This is a genomic window from Streptomyces sp. NPDC044063, from assembly GCF_056434285.1.
On sequence record NZ_JBWKFM010000001.1, the window covers coordinates 375,391 to 391,103 of the forward strand.

General features: G+C 70.3%; 19 protein-coding genes. 10 read left to right on the plus strand and 9 right to left on the minus strand.

All coding sequences use genetic code 11. The features are described from left to right. Positions 1–55 precede the first annotated feature (55 nt). The 3 genes from AC07BS_RS01650 (at position 56) to AC07BS_RS01660 (ending at position 2,609) form a co-directional block, all read left to right on the plus strand. Complete coding sequence (locus AC07BS_RS01650; RefSeq protein ID WP_478929359.1) at positions 56–310, plus strand: lasso peptide biosynthesis PqqD family chaperone; 255 nt, start codon at positions 56–58, stop codon at positions 308–310. Next, positions 307–741, plus strand: coding sequence for a lasso peptide biosynthesis B2 protein (locus AC07BS_RS01655; protein ID WP_478638655.1), 435 nt, complete (start codon positions 307–309; stop codon positions 739–741). The genes AC07BS_RS01650 and AC07BS_RS01655 overlap by 4 nt, the downstream gene beginning before the upstream one ends. Positions 742–848: 107 nt before the next feature. Then, the gene (locus tag AC07BS_RS01660) at positions 849–2,609 is read left to right on the plus strand and encodes an ABC transporter ATP-binding protein (protein ID WP_478638653.1); all 1,761 of its coding nucleotides are present in this window, start codon (positions 849–851) and stop codon (positions 2,607–2,609) included. A 60-nt stretch (positions 2,610–2,669) separates the two neighbouring features. Here the strand turns inward: AC07BS_RS01660 and AC07BS_RS01665 are convergent, their stop codons facing one another. After that, positions 2,670–2,939 carry a hypothetical protein gene (locus tag AC07BS_RS01665; RefSeq protein WP_478929361.1) on the minus strand — a complete coding sequence of 90 codons (270 nt, stop codon included), beginning with the start codon at positions 2,937–2,939 and terminating at the stop codon, positions 2,670–2,672. Positions 2,940–3,006: 67 nt separating this feature from the next. On the opposite strand from AC07BS_RS01665, the gene AC07BS_RS01670 reads away from it, so the two are divergent. From AC07BS_RS01670 to AC07BS_RS01680, 3 genes are all read left to right on the plus strand, one after another. After that, on the plus strand, positions 3,007–3,345 hold the full coding sequence (locus AC07BS_RS01670; protein WP_478929363.1) for a hypothetical protein: 339 nt from the start codon (positions 3,007–3,009) through the stop codon (positions 3,343–3,345). Positions 3,346–3,543: 198 nt separating this feature from the next. Further along, the gene (locus tag AC07BS_RS01675; RefSeq protein ID WP_478929365.1) at positions 3,544–5,073 is read left to right on the plus strand and encodes an alpha/beta hydrolase; all 1,530 of its coding nucleotides are present in this window, start codon (positions 3,544–3,546) and stop codon (positions 5,071–5,073) included. A 167-nt stretch (positions 5,074–5,240) separates the two neighbouring features. Continuing rightward, positions 5,241–5,963 (plus strand): SMI1/KNR4 family protein, encoded by a 723-nt coding sequence (locus AC07BS_RS01680; RefSeq protein WP_478929366.1) that lies wholly within the window; start codon positions 5,241–5,243, stop codon positions 5,961–5,963. On the opposite strand, the gene AC07BS_RS01685 is transcribed toward AC07BS_RS01680, so the two are convergent. The 3 genes from AC07BS_RS01685 to AC07BS_RS01695 form a co-directional block, all read right to left on the minus strand. Then, on the minus strand, positions 5,960–6,139 hold the full coding sequence (locus AC07BS_RS01685; protein ID WP_478929368.1) for a hypothetical protein: 180 nt from the start codon (positions 6,137–6,139) through the stop codon (positions 5,960–5,962). The two genes, AC07BS_RS01680 and AC07BS_RS01685, sit on opposite strands and share 4 nt — an antisense overlap. Positions 6,140–6,333: 194 nt before the next feature. Next, positions 6,334–6,762 (minus strand): hypothetical protein, encoded by a 429-nt coding sequence (locus AC07BS_RS01690; protein ID WP_478929370.1) that lies wholly within the window; start codon positions 6,760–6,762, stop codon positions 6,334–6,336. A 16-nt stretch (positions 6,763–6,778) separates the two neighbouring features. Continuing rightward, complete coding sequence (locus AC07BS_RS01695; RefSeq protein ID WP_478929371.1) at positions 6,779–7,312, minus strand: hypothetical protein; 534 nt, start codon at positions 7,310–7,312, stop codon at positions 6,779–6,781. 186 nt (positions 7,313–7,498) lie between these two features. On the opposite strand from AC07BS_RS01695, the gene AC07BS_RS01700 reads away from it, so the two are divergent. Next, positions 7,499–8,146: a hypothetical protein gene (locus AC07BS_RS01700; RefSeq protein WP_478638636.1), complete on the plus strand. Its 648-nt coding sequence runs from the start codon at positions 7,499–7,501 to the stop codon at positions 8,144–8,146. Positions 8,147–8,336: 190 nt separating this feature from the next. Beyond that, positions 8,337–8,879 carry a hypothetical protein gene (locus tag AC07BS_RS01705; RefSeq protein ID WP_478929373.1) on the plus strand — a complete coding sequence of 181 codons (543 nt, stop codon included), beginning with the start codon at positions 8,337–8,339 and terminating at the stop codon, positions 8,877–8,879. A 358-nt stretch (positions 8,880–9,237) separates the two neighbouring features. Here the strand turns inward: AC07BS_RS01705 and AC07BS_RS01710 are convergent, their stop codons facing one another. The 5 genes from AC07BS_RS01710 to AC07BS_RS01730 form a co-directional block, all read right to left on the minus strand. Continuing rightward, positions 9,238–9,930 carry a protein-L-isoaspartate(D-aspartate) O-methyltransferase gene (locus AC07BS_RS01710; protein WP_478929375.1) on the minus strand — a complete coding sequence of 231 codons (693 nt, stop codon included), beginning with the start codon at positions 9,928–9,930 and terminating at the stop codon, positions 9,238–9,240. A gap of 119 nt (positions 9,931–10,049) precedes the next feature. Beyond that, positions 10,050–10,835, minus strand: coding sequence for a VOC family protein (locus AC07BS_RS01715; RefSeq protein WP_478929377.1), 786 nt, complete (start codon positions 10,833–10,835; stop codon positions 10,050–10,052). An 815-nt stretch (positions 10,836–11,650) separates the two neighbouring features. After that, positions 11,651–11,815, minus strand: a complete 165-nt coding sequence (locus tag AC07BS_RS01720) for a hypothetical protein (RefSeq protein ID WP_478929379.1) — start codon at positions 11,813–11,815, stop codon at positions 11,651–11,653. A gap of 214 nt (positions 11,816–12,029) precedes the next feature. Then, on the minus strand, positions 12,030–12,149 hold the full coding sequence (locus tag AC07BS_RS01725; RefSeq protein ID WP_478929381.1) for a hypothetical protein: 120 nt from the start codon (positions 12,147–12,149) through the stop codon (positions 12,030–12,032). A 398-nt stretch (positions 12,150–12,547) separates the two neighbouring features. After that, positions 12,548–13,474, minus strand: a complete 927-nt coding sequence (locus AC07BS_RS01730) for an alpha/beta hydrolase (protein ID WP_478930042.1) — start codon at positions 13,472–13,474, stop codon at positions 12,548–12,550. Positions 13,475–13,639: 165 nt separating this feature from the next. Between AC07BS_RS01730 and AC07BS_RS01735 the strand changes: the two genes are divergently transcribed. Both AC07BS_RS01735 and AC07BS_RS01740 read left to right on the plus strand, forming a co-directional pair. Next, entirely contained in the window at positions 13,640–14,221 is a 582-nt protein-coding gene (locus tag AC07BS_RS01735; protein ID WP_478638624.1) for a TetR/AcrR family transcriptional regulator, read from the plus strand. 194 nt (positions 14,222–14,415) lie between these two features. Beyond that, positions 14,416–15,663: an MFS transporter gene (locus AC07BS_RS01740; RefSeq protein ID WP_478930044.1), complete on the plus strand. Its 1,248-nt coding sequence runs from the start codon at positions 14,416–14,418 to the stop codon at positions 15,661–15,663. The last annotated feature ends 50 nt before the right edge of the window (positions 15,664–15,713 follow it).

Consider the following 15,713-nt stretch of genomic DNA (forward strand, 5'->3'; position numbering starts at 1 on the left):
CCGGGCTCACAACGTCCGACACCTGAAACGCCAGAAGACAAAGGGGGTACGGCACATGGGCCTGCGGCTCGGCGCCGACGTCTGCACCGCCACCACCGAGTACGGCACCGTCCTGCTCGACCGGCGCAGCGGGGACTACTGGGAGCTCAACCCCACCGGCACCCTCGTGGTGCGCACCCTGCTGGAGGGCGGCGACGAGCAGGACGCGGTCGACGCCCTCGTCGCCGAGTTCGACATCGGCCGCGACCAGGCGACCCGGGACGTCGCCGCGCTGACCGAGCAACTGCGTGCCAGTGGGCTGGCCTCATGAGCACCCCCAGCGCCCTGGCCCGCCCGGCCGGCGTACCTCTCGGGCACCGCCTCGCCGCCTGGGCCGTCCTGCCACCCGCCTTCCTGCTGGCCCGGCTGGGTCCGCAGCGCATCCACGCCGTGCTGACCTTCCTGCGCCGAGGCGCCGCGCCGGCCTCCGCGTCCCGGGCGAAGGCGGCCCGCGACGCGGTGTGCGCGGTCAGCCTCGCCTGCGCCGGCCCCCGGGGGTGTCTGCCCCGCTCGCTGGGCGCGACGCTGCTGTGCCGGCTGTGGGGGCAGTGGCCCACCTGGTGCACCGGGGTCCGTATGCTGCCGCCCTTCGCCGCCCACGCCTGGATCGAGGCCGACGGCCACCCCGTGGACGAAGGCGTACCCGACGAGTACTTCAGCCGCCTGCTGGTGGTGGCCCCCGTCGGCCGGAACACGCCATGAGCGGGCAGCTCACCGCTGACACCGCACCCGGCCAAGGCGCAGAGGAGGCTCCGGCGCACGGCACAGCCGCCCGCCGCCGGGGTCGGTCCCCGGGGGCGGTGTCCACCATGCTGCGCCTGACCGCCGGGCACCGGCCCGCCATCGCCGCCGCCACCGTCCTCACCCTGCTCGGCTCGGCCATGGGGCTGGCCCAGCCGCTGCTGGCCCGCCGCATCGTGGACACCGCCGGCCACGCCGGCGTCGCCACCCCACTGCTGCTCCTGGCAGGGTTGTTCATAGCCGAGGCCGTCACCGGCGGCATCGGCCGCTTCCTGCTGGAACGCATGGGCGAAGGCGTCATCCGCACCCTCCGGCACGGCCTGATCTCCCATCTGCTGCGCCTGGACATGCGCGAGTACGGCCGGCACCGCAGCGGCGATCTGATCTCCCGTGTCACGACCGACACCACCGTTCTGCGCGAGGCCACGGCCCAGGCTCTGGTCGACCTGGCCACCGGGCTCATCGTCTCCGCCGGGGCCCTGGCCCTGATGGCCTGGCTCGACCCCTTCCTCCTCCTGCTGGTCACCGCCACCGTGGCCGCGGCGGCCGTCGTCGTCACCTCGCTGCTGTCCGGCATCCGATCCGCTTCCGAACGTACGCAGGGAGCCGTCGGCGACATCGCCGCCGACCTCGAGCGCGCGCTCGGCGCCCTGCCCATGGTGCGTGTCCACTGCGCCGAGGACCGGGAGGCCGCCAGGATCGGCACCCGCGTCGAGGGCGCGTACAACGCCGGGGTGCGCACCGCCATGCTCGCCTCCTTCATGAGCTCCGCCGTCGAGCTCGCCGTCCAGGGGTCGTTCCTCGTCGTCCTGGTCGTCGGCGGCATGCGCGTGGGCGGCACCGACTCGCTCGGCGAACTGGTGGCCTTCCTGCTCTACGCCTCCTACCTGGTCGTTCCCCTCTCGTCGGTCTTCCGCGCGGTAGGCCTCCTCCAGCGCGGCATGGGCGCCTATGAGCGCGTCGACCAGGCACTGGCACTGCCCAGGGAGACGAACGGCGCCGGGGCGGGCCGGGAACAATCCGTCGCGACGGCCGAGCCGGCGGGCGTCCCCGTCGCCCTGGCCCTCGAAGACGTCCATTTCGGCTACCACCCTGGCCGGCCCGTACTGCGCGGCGTGTCACTGTCCGTGCCGCACCGCGGCCAGGTCGCGCTGGTGGGCCGCTCGGGAGCCGGCAAGACCACGGTCTTCTCCCTGGCCGCGCGCTTCTACGACCCCCAGGCGGGCCTGCTGCTCTTCGACGGGCAACCCGCGCACGGGCTGACGCGCCGCCAGTGCCGTGAGCGCATCGCCCTGGTCGACCAGAACACCCATGTCGTCCACGGCACCCTCCGGGACAACATCACCTACGCGATGCCCGATGCCCCGGCCCGCGAAGTCGACCGCGTGGTGCGGCTGGCCAACCTCACCGACGTCGTCGAACGCCTCCCCGGAGGTCTGTCCTGCGTCCTGGGCGAACGCGGCGCGACCCTCTCCGGCGGCGAGCGCCAGCGCGTCGCCCTGGCCCGCGCCCTGCTCACCCGGCCCTCACTGCTCCTGCTGGACGAGCCGACCTCCCACCTGGACGCGATCAACGAGGCGGCGCTCAGCCAGGTGATGCGCGAGACAGCCCAGGAGTGCGCGCTGTTCGTCATCGCCCACCGGCTCTCGACGGTTCAGAACGCCGACCAGATCTACGTCCTGGACGCCGGACGCGTGATCGCCTCCGGCACCCACGACGAACTGCTGCGGCAAAGCCCCGCCTATCGCGAGCTGGCCACCGCGCAGACGCTGCGGAAGGCGAGTGGGGCGGATGGGGGAAATCGCGGCGAGAGTGTGGTCAAGCCGTAGTCGTGGTGATCGTTCCATCGGAGTCGGGGGCACGGTGCCGGTGTACCGTTCCGCCTGCGGTCAGGCGAAGACGCCGATCAGGAGTTGCAGGCCGAACATGAACATCATGCACAGGCCGACTGCGGCGAGGAGCCACTGCGTTACGCCACGAGGCGTATCGAATTGCACGAAATACCCGCCGACGCCCGCGATTCCCAGCACGGCGCCGCCCCAGAAGACGGGCCCTTCGTGCCATCTCGCCAGAACGGCAATGCCGGCGAGCAGCAACGCCGATGCCGCCAGTTGCCCACGTGTTGCGAGCCGTCGTGGATTGTCCCCCGTTTGTGTCATGCGCCGAATCCTAACTCGGTGTTCGACGGGCGTATGGTCAGGCGATCGCGTATGTGAGGATCGAGTCGTGAGTTCATGCGAGCCGGCGAGGAAAATGTTTGCAGGGAGAACAGCGCGTCTGCTGGTCAGCAATGACGGCGAGGAGCCGCTGGTGTTGTCCGTGGAGCCTTGGGCGGACGTCCACCGGATCCCGCCGAAGCAGACCTGCGTTGTGGTCACCCACTCGCCGGCAGGAGACGGCTCCTGGTCCGGAACGTCGCGTGGGGACGAGCCGTTCCAGGTCGCTCATCGGCCCGATTCGGTCACGGTGTGGGCGAACGGCAGCTGCTTCCACCTCAGGGACATGGAAGGCAACGGGATCGACGCGGCCGACTGGGAATGCCCTGCCCGGAATCCGGCAACCTGAAGAGAGGGCCGCGCTCCTTGGTCGCCGGGGAACCCGTGGATCACCATTCCGGGTGCCACTCGCCGGACTCCTTGTGCACCTGCCGCTTCTCGTGCAACGGGGGGGCTACCCCCCATCGCTCGGCATGGGGCTACCTGTAGTCCAACCGGGGAGTCCACACCCTGGAACGGAGATTGTTCCCTCCCTAGCGTGAGCGACATGAGACACACCGCGGCAAGCGCCGCTCTCGCCCTGTCCATGGCCACGGCCACCATCGTGATCGGCTTAATGCCGGGTACAGCCACGAAGGCCTCCGCGTCCGCTGCCACCGACGACGGCCTCGACCGGTTCCGCCACCAGCCGCTCACGTGGACCACTTGCAAAGACCCGAAACCGGCCGATGCCGGCATCCAGTGCGCCACGCTCAAGGTGCCGCTGGACTACGGCACGCCCCAAGGCCGCACCCTGGATGTCGCGATCTCGCGGATCCGGTCAGCCGACCCGGCGAAGCGGCGCGGCATCCTCCAGACCAACCCCGGCGGCCCCGGCGGGCGCGGCCTCGGGACGCCCGCCACCGTACGGGCGCAGATGACACCCGAGGTCGCGGCGGCGTACGACATCATCGGCATGGACACCCGGGGACTCGGCGAGAGCAGTGCGCTGGACTGCGGCCTGACGCGGGCGACGTGGTTGCGGTCGGTGGGCAGGGACCGTGCGGGCTTCGACGAGAGCTGGCGACTGGCGAAGAACGACGCCGACGCCTGCTGGAAGAAGTACCCCGACGTCCTCCCGCACATCTCCACCCGCAACATCGCCCGTGACGTGGACCTCGTCCGCAGTGTGCTGGGGGAGCGGAAGACCTCGTTCGTCGGGCAGTCGTACGGCACCGTACTGGGCGCCACGTACGCGCAGATGTTCCCGCGCCGGGTCGACCGCCTGGTACTGGACAGCGCGCCCGACCCCGCCACGTACGGAGTGGGGATGCTGCAGGCCATGGGCCCGGCCAATGAGCGGGCGCTCGACGACTTCGCCACCTGGGCGGCTCGACACGACCAGAAGTACGGCTTGGGCACCAGCCCCGCTGCCGTCCGCGCCACCGTAGAGGGTCTGATCCGGCGGGCGGAAGCGAAGCCGATCGAGCTCGCCGGCTTCCCGCTGGACGACCACATGCTGCCACTCATGCTCTACGCGCTCGGGATGGACGAGGCCGACAACGAGGAGTACGCGGGTGCGCTGCGGCAGTTGCTCAATGCGGCCGACGGCAAACCGGTCGAGATCACGGATTCGCTTCGTGAGTGGCTGACCGTCATGCTCCGGCCGCAGGGCACCGGCGCGAATGTCGACCTGGCGGCCACGATGGCCATCATCTGCGGCGACGTCAGCGCACCCCGCGACCCCGAGTGGTACCGCAAGGCCGTCGAGCGGGCCCGGCCCACTCAGCCGGTGTTCGGCCCGATGCTCAACGGCCCGGTGCCCTGCGCGTTCTGGAAGGCGGAGCCCCGCGAGGAGATGACGAAGATCAGCAATTCCGTCCCCGCGCTCCAGCTCCAGGCCACCGGCGACACCCGCACCCCCTACGAGGGGGGCCTGACCATGCACCGCCGGATGCGCGGCTCCCGCCTCGTGACCGTCCCGGTCCGTACCCACGTCGTGTACGAGTCCTCGCACAGCCCCTGCGTGAAGAAGGCGGTCAACGCCTACTTGCTGGACGGCACGCTGCCGGCCAAGGACACGACCTGCCCGCGTTGAGTGCTGTGATGTGAAAGCGGTGATGTGAAAGCGGTGATGTGAAGGCGGTGCTGCGCCCTGGCGTCTTGTTTTCGAAGGTTGAATCGTGATCTTGCCTCTGATTCATGCCTTGGCCGGGTCTGTTGGAGCCCGCGGAGAGCTGCTCGGCGGGACGGTATCGTCCTCGCATGACACAAGGGTTCGATCTCGCCGAGTCTCTCGCCAGGGGCGTCGAGAGCCGCAGTGGCGCGTGGCACTTCATCCGTGGCTTCGCCGCCCACTGGGTGAGCCCGCTCCAGGACGGAGACGGGTGGCCGGAGGCCGAGGTGGCCGCGGCGGAGGAACGACTGGGCCTCCAGCTGCCGGTGGCGTTGCGCGAGGCGTATCTGCTGTTCGGACGCCGCAAGGACCTCACCAGCAACCACGATGTGCTGCTCGGCCCGGCAGAGCTGTATGTGGATGACGCCCAGGAGGCACTGGTCTTCCGGCACGAGAACCAGGGAGCCGCCTCCTGGGGCATCCTCCTCGACAGCCTCCACGACGACGATCCCGCGGTGCTCGTCCGGCAGGACCTGGCGGACAAGTCGGCCGAGCGGTGGGTGGGCTGGCTGGAGAGCCTGTCCCTCTGCTTCGTCGAGATCGCTCTTTCCGAGTCGGTGAGCGCCGACGAGACGTCTTGCGACTTCCTCGACCCCGACGAGGACAGCATCGAATGGCTGCAGGAGAAGTGCGTCCAGCTGCCGTTCCCGGCCTATCCCGTCGGCGAGGAGGACTACGCGACGCGCTGGTTCCTGGGGCCGGACGTCCTTCTGCGCGATGACGACGGCATGGCCGTCCTGGCCCGTGGCCGGACAGAGGACGATCTGGACCGCATCCGAGACCTGATGCCGGGAGACTGGCTCAACGGCTAGCGCTGGGCGAGCCGGAGGTCCACATGGCCGGAGGTGATGGCCTCGGCCTTCCAGAGACGGCCGGCGATTTCGAGGGTGTCCCCGACACGGACGTCGTCGTAGGACGCCTTTTGTCCGCGGAGGGAGCCGATGGCGATGTCGGCCCGCTCCGGCTCGCCGTGGACATCCGTCAGCACCGCGCTGTACCCGTCACCACCGTTCTGGGTGTCCGGTACGTGCCGGCGCAGACGCCAGCGACCGTCAAGCGTCGTCGGTCACGTGGTCACGTCGCTCCCCGTCGGCGTGGCGGTGTCACCGTCGGGATGCCGCGGGGTGAGCACGACGCGGTGGGTGCATATCTGACGGACGGTGTAGTCCTGGCCCCTGACGGTCAGGGCGTCTCCCGGGGCGATCGTCCAGTGCTGCCCGTCACGGCGGTCCGCCGGGGTGGCCCTTCGGCCAGGACCGCCTTGCGCGCCTTGCCGTCCGCGTGCGCCTCCGCGTACGCGAGCGTCGCCCCGCCGGGCAGATCGGCGGTGCCGCCCTTGAGGATGCGGATACCTTCGATGCGCGGGCTGCCGTCCTGGTCGCCGTCGCACAAGGGGCCCTTGTCGACACGCGGCGCCGGCTCGTCGAGGCGGGATGCGCGTGGGTTCGGTTCGGCATCCTCGGCTTTTGTCTCGCCACTGCCACTGCCACTGCCACTGCCACCGCCACCACCACCGCCGCAGCCAGTGGCCAGGAGGACAGCACACAACACGACCGCCGGGTGGCGGACGTACTTCTGCGCGCGGGCCGGCTCGAACCGGAAGGAGGTCACCGGCCCCATCCGCCTCTCACTTCCAGGTGGCGAGGGTCTCGCTGCGGCGCGTCCACGTCACGGTCGACGGCGCTCCGGTCCCCTTGGCCGCGAGGAAGACCGCACAGCCGTCGACGCTCTGTCCCTCGGCGGCTTCCTTGAGCGCGGTGTGGCTTGCGCCCTGGCACTTGTCGAAGCGGCTGGCGACCAGGGGACTGGACGGATCTCCCGTGGGGTCGAGGGAGGTGAGGACCATCAGTTCCGTCAGCTGCTTGTCGCCGTCGAACACCTCGAAGTGCTCGGCCTCGTCGTTGTCGTTCCCCTCGGCGGTCTTCGTCAGCTTGTAGCGGAGGTAGTACGGCGTCTTGTCGGCGTACTTCGACGCGTCCTTGAGCCCGGAGAGGTCGGCGTTGCTGCCCTTCTCCACCCGCACGGCGGTCACGCCGATGGTGCCGGTTCTCTCGCCGGCGACGGTCGCCTTCTCACCGAACTTCATCGACTGACCGGAATCGGCGCACCCGGTCAGGGCCAGCAGCCCTACAGCGGCGACAGCAATTGCTCGGCGTTTCACAGCGCCCCCACAACGACGTTTACTCTTTGCCCGGGTGAGCCTACCCGCTGGCTGGTCATGGACCGGACAACACCGAGCAGCCGACCTCGCAGGCGTCGCACAGCGTCACGGCGGGCCGCTGACCTCGCGTTTCGGTCCGCCAAAACGCCGTCCGCCAGTAGATCGACATCATCTAGGGTGGGCAACATGTCGCGCACACGTATCACTGCCACCGCTTTCGCCGCTCTCGCGGGCCTCGCCGCCCTCACCGGCTGCTCCTCCGGGGACTCGGACGACAAGGCGGGGAAGCCCGTCACCAAGCAGCTCGAGGAGGGCCAGATCCTCCAGGCCCTGCCGGGCAGCGGTGACATACTCCAGGGCTGGCAGCCGTACAAGGAGAAGCAGCAGCAAGCGGGGAGCTTCTGCAAGAAGTCGGACCCCAAGGACGACTCCTCTCCCCAGGGCTTCGTACGAGCCGGTGACGCCGACTACCTCTTCAACGGGTCCACCACCAACATGATGGAGGTCACCGTCTGCCTGTTCGACACTGCTGAGAACGCGAAGACCGCCTACTCGGCGTGGAAGGGCACCGAGAAGGACAAGGAGAAGGCCCCCAAGAAGCAGCTGGGGGAGGAGTCCACGCTCGTCATGAACCCCGGCCTGAGCAGCGACTCCATTTATGCGTACGCCCGCTCGGGTGTCGTCACCATCCGGCTGAAGGCCGATGGGATGTCGAAGGACCCGGCGGGCGTCGAGGACATGGTCGCCACGACGCTGAAGCGTCTGCAGCAGGTCCAGGACGGGAAGCCGGCGACGGCCACCACCGCGGAACAGGCTGAGAAGGCCGCGAAGTAGCGGTCCCCACCGTCCCACGCGGGGGCAGGCGCATCGCGCTTCTCTGTTCTTGCCCTGATTCGCCGTTCGGGAAGACTGGGGGCCCTGCTGGGCGCTACGTTGCTGAACGGGGTGCGTGATGCCGGAGCCGGGAACGAGACCGTCGCAGCGTGGTGTGCACGACATGCGGTACGGGCGAGCTGTCGATTCGGTGACCGCGGTCGCCGCACCGCTGCTGGCCGCGGGTGGGGTGGCGATGCTCGGTGTCGTCGCTGCCGATACGGACAAGTTCCGTCTTCCCGGCCCGGCCCTCTTCCTGCTGGCGCTGTCCGTGGTCTCGCTCGTGGCGTGCGTGCAATGGGGCTTCCGCGCCCGTCCGTACATGTACTCCATGGCCGACATCGAAGGGTGGCACGGCAGCGGCTCGCTCACCGAAGCGGAACGTGCCCGTTATGAGCGGCAGCGGGAGGACGATCTCATCCGCTGGCGGCACGGAACGGCGCTGGCCGCCTTCAGCTACACGACGGGCCTGATCACACTGGGCGCGGGAGTCGCGCTCGTCCTGGCCCCGCGCACCGGCGACGCACAATCGGGCTGGCGATGGGCGGCGTGCTGGGGAGTATCAGTCGCCACGGCAGTGGAACTGCTCTGGTCACTACTGGAATGGGGCGAGTTCGTACTCCGCGGGATCGAGCAGCGCCTGCGGCTTCGCCGCGCGCAGTTCAGGGGAACAGGGGGAGGTACATCCGGATGACCGATGAGCCGACAGGAAAAACGTCACGGCCAGGGGATCGGCCGGTGCCACCGGGCCGAAACGGACGCGACGCCAAGGGCCCCCTGCCCCGTGGCGTTCCCCCGCCTCCCAGCGCGCCCGCGCCACCTCCCAGCCGGTTCCGTTCAGGGGCAGCGGACGAGTGCCCGTTCTGTGAGGTGGCCTACCCGACCTTGGTTCGCCGGCTGCTGCGTATGGAGCGTGGCCGTCACAGGGAGGGCTGTGATGTCGCGGCCTTGCCCCTGCGATTGGCGGCCGGACTGAGCCGGGAGCAGGCTGTGCATCTCCTCAGGGCAAGACAGGCCGGCGCCTGAGCCCGTCACCACCGAGAGTGGTCTTGTCAGCCCGCGTCATCGAACGGTGCCGTCGGGGGATATCCGTACGCACCGTACAGCCGGACGAAGTGAGCCGGCACGATGGTTCTGCGGCGCACGAGCCCGTGTCGCGTGCGCTCGTAGAGCTCGACGTGCTCCTGACCGCCGGGCCCGATCGGCTGTACCAGACGGCCGCCCGCTCGCAGCTGCTCGACCAGCGGCGGCGGGACCTGCGGAAAGGCGGCGGAGACGATGACCGCGTCGTAGGGAGCGCGGTCCGCCATGCCGAGGGTGCCGTCGCCGGCGACGACCTCGGCGTTCTCGATGCCGTGGCCGGCCAGGTTGGCCCGGGCCCGCTCCGCCATGTCCGGCCATCGCTCGATGCTGACGACGGACGCGGCGAGCCGGCCCAGCAGCGCGGTCTGGAAGCCGTGACCGCTGCCGATCTCCAGCACGTGCTCGTCGCCCGAGAGGCCGAGCGCGGCGACCATCATGGCCACGAGGGAGGGCTGCGTCGTCACTTGGCCGTGATCGATGGGGATCGGCACGTCCGCGTACGCCACAGCCCGTTGCGATGCGGGGACGAAGGCGGTGCGCGGGGTCGCGCGCAGCGCCCGCAGCACGCGCTCGTCCGTCACGCCCAAGGCCCGAGCAGCCCGGACCAGCTGCTCGGGGCCGGGGTCGGGGTCGTGGCTGGGGCCATGGCTGGGACGGGTCATCGTGTCCACCTCTGCTCCCAGGCTATTCCTCCGGGGTTCAGCGGACGCCGGCCACGAGGGATCGGAAGGATCGGTGATGATCGGTGATGATCGGTGCGGTGGTCGCGGGAATCGCGTGCTCAGGACTCCTCGCTCCTGATGACCGCGAAGGGTGCTCCGAAGGGGTCGAGGAACATGGCCACGCGGCCGATGCCCGGTGTGTCCATGGCCGGGATGAGGACGACGGCGCCGCGCTCCGTCGCCGCGGCCACCGTGGCGTCGCAGTCGGCGACCTCGAAGTAGGGGTGCCATTCGGAGAGGGAACCCGCGGCCAGGTTCTCCTCGGGCAGCTGCATGAGGCCGCCGTGCAGGGTCTCCACGCCTCCGCCCGAGGGTCCTGCGACGCTGTACTCAAGGCCGCCGCCCACCGGCAGGTCCCGGGTGTCCCAGGGCAGGACGGAACGGTAGAACTCCTTCGCCGCGGCCAGGTCTGTCGTGTACAGCTCGACCCAGCTGACCGATCCGGGGGCGTTGACCAGGTCCAGCCCCCGCACGTCACCGGCCTGCCAGACCGCGAACTCGGCGCCGGTGGGGTCGGTGAAACCGGCCATCCGGCCGGCGGTGGTGACATCGCCCGGCGGGATACGGACCGTGCCGCCCGCCTGCTCCACGGTCTTCGCCGTGGCATCGGCGTCCTCCGTGTGGAAGTACACCGTCCAGGCCGATCCGGTGTCCTCGTCCGCCAGTGGTCCGACGCCGGCGACGGTGCTGCCGGCCAGCCGGAAGAAGCCGTAGCCGGCGGCGGGGCCCGTCGAGGCGTACTCCCAGCCGAAGACCGCGCCGTAGAAGGCGATGGCGCCGTCGATGTCGGGGGTGCCGAGGTCGAGCCAGGCCGGCCCGCCGGGGACATGGGTGGACGTCAGCATGGGGTGCCCTTTCGGTCGCAGGAGCGTGCCGACGCGTCCGGCGGGGCCGAGCGGCCGTGCGGGAAACGATCGACTCTCAGCGATGTTGGCCCACACATGCCCTTGCCGTTGGAGCCGACAACCTCGGCCAAGGCGATCTGCGACCCCTTGGTATGGCCCGGCTCGGGCAGGTGGACCGGGCTCCAGTGGGTCGGTGAGGTGATGTAGCCCCACTTGTTCGACTGATCTCGATATGCCCCGTTGGTGTGAACGGCGTCAGCCGGCTGCCGGGTCCCCTCGGAGTGTGTCCGTCGGGTCACGGATGACACCACGAGTTCAAGCTCAGGCACGCGCGTCCGTTCGGCCGCGACGTCGTGCAGGCCACCGTGGACCGGGTCCAGCGCGATATCGCGGCCCCCCATCGACCGCTTGCGCCAACCGAGCCGCACTGAGTACCACTGGTTGCGTGTCTTGGAGGCAGGCGTTGACGCGAGCGGCCTTCGCGAACTTCGTGAAAGTCAGTCTTCTCCGACCCAGCTCATGTCTCGGGCCTGGTCGTGATGCGCCCCGGGGTGACCGGCGGGAAGGTCGCACTTCGGCCATCCGAAGTGGTCCATACGGGAGTCAGGGCCGAGAGCGTCGCAGCTGGGCGTTTCAGTTGATGGCACGTTGTTGATCATGTGGCCACTCTCGCACATCTGATCGGTCGGTGCGGGTGTCCCGGGTCGGTTCGTTCAGCTGCCGGCCGGTACCACCGCCCGGGCCTGCCCCGCCCATGGCGAGTCGGGCCTGCGATATGGCTTAGCGGTCGGCTCCGGAAGTCCTTCGGGGGTTGATCATGCGACGAGGCGGAACGAGGATTCTTCCTGATGATCGGCGGTGTGCCGGTCGAGCCTGGCCAGCGGATCGTCCAGGTCGGAGGTGGTGGGCCGGAACACCTTCGCGTGGGCGGCCAGGTAGGCCAGTGCTCCGCCGCGTCCGTAGGTGTGGTTGACGCGCATCGCTCTCGTCCGTCCCGGGCCAGCCATCGGCGCACGGTGGAGGCCGACACGGACGTGGCGATGCCCCGGGCCATGGCTTCGCGGGCCGGCTCCGGGCACGACCAGCGCGACAGCGGCACCCCGGTCTCGGCGGGCAGTCGGCAGGCCGGCGCCATGACCCGGGCGGCCTGCAGTGCGGTGAAGGACGCCTGGGGGCCGGTGCGGTTCCGATCGGCTAGGCGGTCCGCAAGACCAGCTCGGCGAACCGTCCCCGCCATTTGCGCACCGTGTCCAGATGCGACCCCGTCTCGCGGGCGATGCGCGCGTCGGAGTGTCCGTGCGCCGCGTGCAGCACGACCTACGCCCCCACCCGCAGCCGGTACTCGGTCTTGTGGCCGTAGGCCAACTTTTTCAGCCGCTCGCGCTCGGCGGTAGCCGGGGCCATCGGACGGGCCGGGGCAACGGGCATGGGGCAAGGGCCGATCGGGAGAAGTGGATCACGATAGGCCGTAGCCTGCCGTGGCCTCTCCCCGGACCGTCCGGCAGGATGCGGGCACGCCCGTACCGCTGGGCCGCAGCCGAGTACCCGCACGCGATGCCTGTATGTCGTGAGGGCCCGCAGGTTGTGTCCGCCTGGGGTACCGATGGTCCTCTGACAAGTGATCATGACCGTTTGACAGGCGACTTTGACCCACCCGGTTCGGGCCGCAGGTCGTCGGCGGACGCCGCGGCCCGTCCGTCGGACTCACATGGTCAGCGGCCGCCAGGGCGACCGAGGGCATCGCGGAGGAACTCGGTGATCTCCGCCCGTGCCGCCTCGGCTTGCGGCACTACGGCCGGCATGCTGAGGAAGGCGTGCGTGGTCTCGGGGAACTCGGTCAGCCGCGCGGGTGTCCCGGCCGCGCGCAGGCGCTCGGCGTAGCGGCGGCCGTGGTCGGCCAGCGGGTCATGGGTCGGCACCACCACCAGCGCCGGGGCGAGCCCGGTGAGATGGTCGGCGTGCAGCGGAGACAGCGCACGGGGATCGGTTCCCGAGGGGACGGCGAGCCGGTGCAACAGCCGCAGTTGGGGAACGGTCAGGGTCGGGCTGTGGGCGTACTCGGCGACCGAGGGGTGGTCGAACATCGTTTCGGTCACGTCCGCGACGGGATTGACCAGCACCTGCGCCCGCAGTCGCAGGTCGGCCTGCCTGGCGCGGATGGCGGCCAGGGCGGTGATCAGTGCGCCGCAGCTCTCGCCGAACACAGCGATGCGCGCCGGGTCGATGCCCCAGTCGGCGGCGTGCCGCACCAGGTGGTCGAGCGCGTCCCAGCCGTCGTCGGCGGCGGCCGACAGTGCGGCGTCCGGGGTGAGGAGGCGGTGCTCGACCGAGACGACAAGGGCCGGCAACTGGGCGGCGAGATGGCTGTTGATCCAGTCGCTCTGTACCGCTGTGCCCACGAACCCGCCGCCGTGGACGTGGAGTACGAGGGGCAGGGCCGCCGCCTGGTCGGCGGAGCCGGCGCCGCGTTCACTCACCGGCCGGTGGACCCGGACCGGCAGGCGGCGGCCGGGCAGCGCCAGCGACTGCCAGTCGATTGCGGCGCCGGGGTCCGGCATCCCGGTGATCGCCCGCATCGCAGGCGACGCCCGCCTGCGGTTCTCCGTCTCGCGGTAGGCGGCCAGTTCGTCGGCGGTCATCGCCGCCCAGTCCGGCTCGCCCCCCAATGCCTGCTGCCGCAACCCGCTGCTGTTCGCCGACGGCTGCCGCGCACCGCTGTCCCCGCTCATGCCTTCTCCTCCCCGAATGGTTTCGCTACCTCAGGTATCGATACCTAAGGTAGCGGAACTAGTTATGGTGAGGGAATGACTCGAACGCCGCCTCCCGCCCGACCGCCCGGACGCCCGCGCACCGGCATCGATGCCGAGGTCTTTGCCACCACCCTGAGCACGGTCCACGAAATCGGCTACGCGCGTGCCACGGTCGAGCGCATCGCCGCCGCGGCCGGCATCGCGAAGACGACGATCTACCGTCGCTGGCCGTCGAAGGGCGCGCTGATCGTGGACTGCCTCCTCGACGCGTTCGGCCCGGCGCCGCTGAAAGAGGGCGCCGACCGGGCCGAGCTCATGTCCTCGACCATCCGCTGGATCGCGGCGAAGATCGGCGAGCCCGGGGTGGGCGACGCGTTCGCGGGCGTGTTCAGCGACGCCGTCAGCGACCCGGCCCTGCGCGAGATCCTCTCCGCACGCTTGCAGGACCCCTACCGCCTCGCCCTCCAGGACGCGCTCGACGAGCCGGAGAACAGGGTTCTGTTCTTCATCGATGCTGTCGTCGGCACCCTGCTCCACCGGATGGGCATGACCGGCGAACCCATGGTCGATGCCGATGTCGACGCCCTGGTCTCGATGGTGCTGTCGCACTTCGCCCGCGGCGTCGATCCGACCTGACGATGGATCAGCGACCCGGTAGCGCAGACCGATGCCACGGCCGGCGCAGAAGGCGTCGGGCAGGGCTCGCAGGTCACACGAGGACGAGACGGGCGTCGGCGCACGTACCCCTCGCTGATCACTGACATTGACGATTCACGAGAACAGGAGGCGCCGCGTCGCGCTCCGAACCACTGCCCCGCACCGTCCGCCTGCTGTTACTCGCCCAGGTCGTCAACCGGCTCGGGGCCTTCTCGCTACCCTTTCTCACCGCGCTGATCTGTACTGACCACGGTGCGAGCCTGACCGCCGCCGGGCTGGTCAGCGCCGCCTTCGGGCTCGCGACGATCCCCTCGCGGCTGGCCGGGGGACACCTGGCCGACCGGATCGGCCGGCGCACGACCATCGTGCTCGGCCTTGTCGGATGCGCCGCCGCACAGCTGGCGATCGCGGCCTCCGCGTCGCTCACCTGGGCGGTCGCCGGGGCGGTGCTGCTCGGACTGGCCTTCGAGCTCCACGAGCCCCCGAGCCAGGCGATCATCGGCGAGTCCGTGCCGGAGCAGCACCGGGTGCGCGCGTTCAGCCTGTTCAGCGCCGCGCTCGCGGCAGGCGGTATGGGCGCCGGGCTGCTCGCCGCCCTCCTCGGCCGCTGGGACCTGCGCTGGCTCTTCGTCACCGACGCCGCCACCTGCCTGGCCTGCGCACTGCTGATCCGGCCGGCCTTGCCCCGCGACCGCCCGGCACGGCCCGGAGCGGACCAGGACGGCACTGCCGTACAGCCGCTGCGCGACCGAGCACTGCTGAGCGTCCTGGCCACCGGAACCGCCTACGCCCTGATCAACCAACAGGCCGTGATCACTCTGCCGCTCGCACTCGCGCGACAGGGTCTGCCCGCCGCCGACGCCGGGCTGTTGTTCACCGCCGCCGCGGCCACCACCGTGCTCGCCCAACCACTGATCCGCCTGCCCTGCGCGACGAGGCTCACCACGCCCGTCGCGCTCGCCCTCGCCCACCTCCTCCTGGCCGCGGGGCTGACCGGCTACGCCCTCACCCGCACCCTGCCGGCGTTGCTCGCCTCAGCCGCTGTGAAGAGCCTCGGCGATCTGCTGGTCATGGGCCGCATCTACGCGCTCGTCACCGACCTCGCGCCACCCGGCGGAACCGGACGCTACCTGGCCGTCTTCGGCACCAGCTGGGGCATCGCCGCGACGCTCGCACCCGTCCTCGGCACCCAGCTGCTCGCCCACGCGGGGACGACCGCACTATGGTCGGCAATGGCCGCGTTCTGCCTACTGCTCGCCGCACTGCATCTTCGTGTGACACCGGAGCCGGCCCCATCGCCGCAACGTCGCGCATCAAGGGAGCGCACCATCTCGCCCGCCGCCGCTCAAGACGTCGACTGCGCGACGTCGCGCAGCCACCCGGAGTCAACCCCCGAAGGTCTTCCGGAGCCGACCACTTAGCGAGGTCGACATTGGCGAGTGCCACCTGCTCTCCGACCCACCCTTCCCTT

Excerpts from the sequence above, each read along its gene's own strand:
- AC07BS_RS01700 (WP_478638636.1), top strand. The coding sequence starts at position 7,499 with ATGTCGCGCACACGTATCACTGCCACCGCTTTCGCCGCTCTCGCGGGC.
- AC07BS_RS01650 (WP_478929359.1), top strand. The coding sequence starts at position 56 with ATGGGCCTGCGGCTCGGCGCCGACGTCTGCACCGCCACCACCGAGTAC.
- AC07BS_RS01675 (WP_478929365.1), top strand. The coding sequence starts at position 3,544 with ATGAGACACACCGCGGCAAGCGCCGCTCTCGCCCTGTCCATGGCCACG.
- AC07BS_RS01710 (WP_478929375.1), bottom strand. The coding sequence starts at position 9,930 with ATGACCCGTCCCAGCCATGGCCCCAGCCACGACCCCGACCCCGGCCCC.
- AC07BS_RS01720 (WP_478929379.1), bottom strand. The coding sequence starts at position 11,815 with ATGCGCGTCAACCACACCTACGGACGCGGCGGAGCACTGGCCTACCTG.
- AC07BS_RS01655 (WP_478638655.1), top strand. The coding sequence starts at position 307 with ATGAGCACCCCCAGCGCCCTGGCCCGCCCGGCCGGCGTACCTCTCGGG.
- AC07BS_RS01735 (WP_478638624.1), top strand. The coding sequence starts at position 13,640 with ATGACTCGAACGCCGCCTCCCGCCCGACCGCCCGGACGCCCGCGCACC.
- AC07BS_RS01680 (WP_478929366.1), top strand. The coding sequence starts at position 5,241 with ATGACACAAGGGTTCGATCTCGCCGAGTCTCTCGCCAGGGGCGTCGAG.
- AC07BS_RS01660 (WP_478638653.1), top strand. The coding sequence starts at position 849 with ATGCTGCGCCTGACCGCCGGGCACCGGCCCGCCATCGCCGCCGCCACC.
- AC07BS_RS01665 (WP_478929361.1), bottom strand. The coding sequence starts at position 2,939 with ATGACACAAACGGGGGACAATCCACGACGGCTCGCAACACGTGGGCAA.
- AC07BS_RS01730 (WP_478930042.1), bottom strand. The coding sequence starts at position 13,474 with ATGACCGCCGACGAACTGGCCGCCTACCGCGAGACGGAGAACCGCAGG.
- AC07BS_RS01715 (WP_478929377.1), bottom strand. The coding sequence starts at position 10,835 with ATGCTGACGTCCACCCATGTCCCCGGCGGGCCGGCCTGGCTCGACCTC.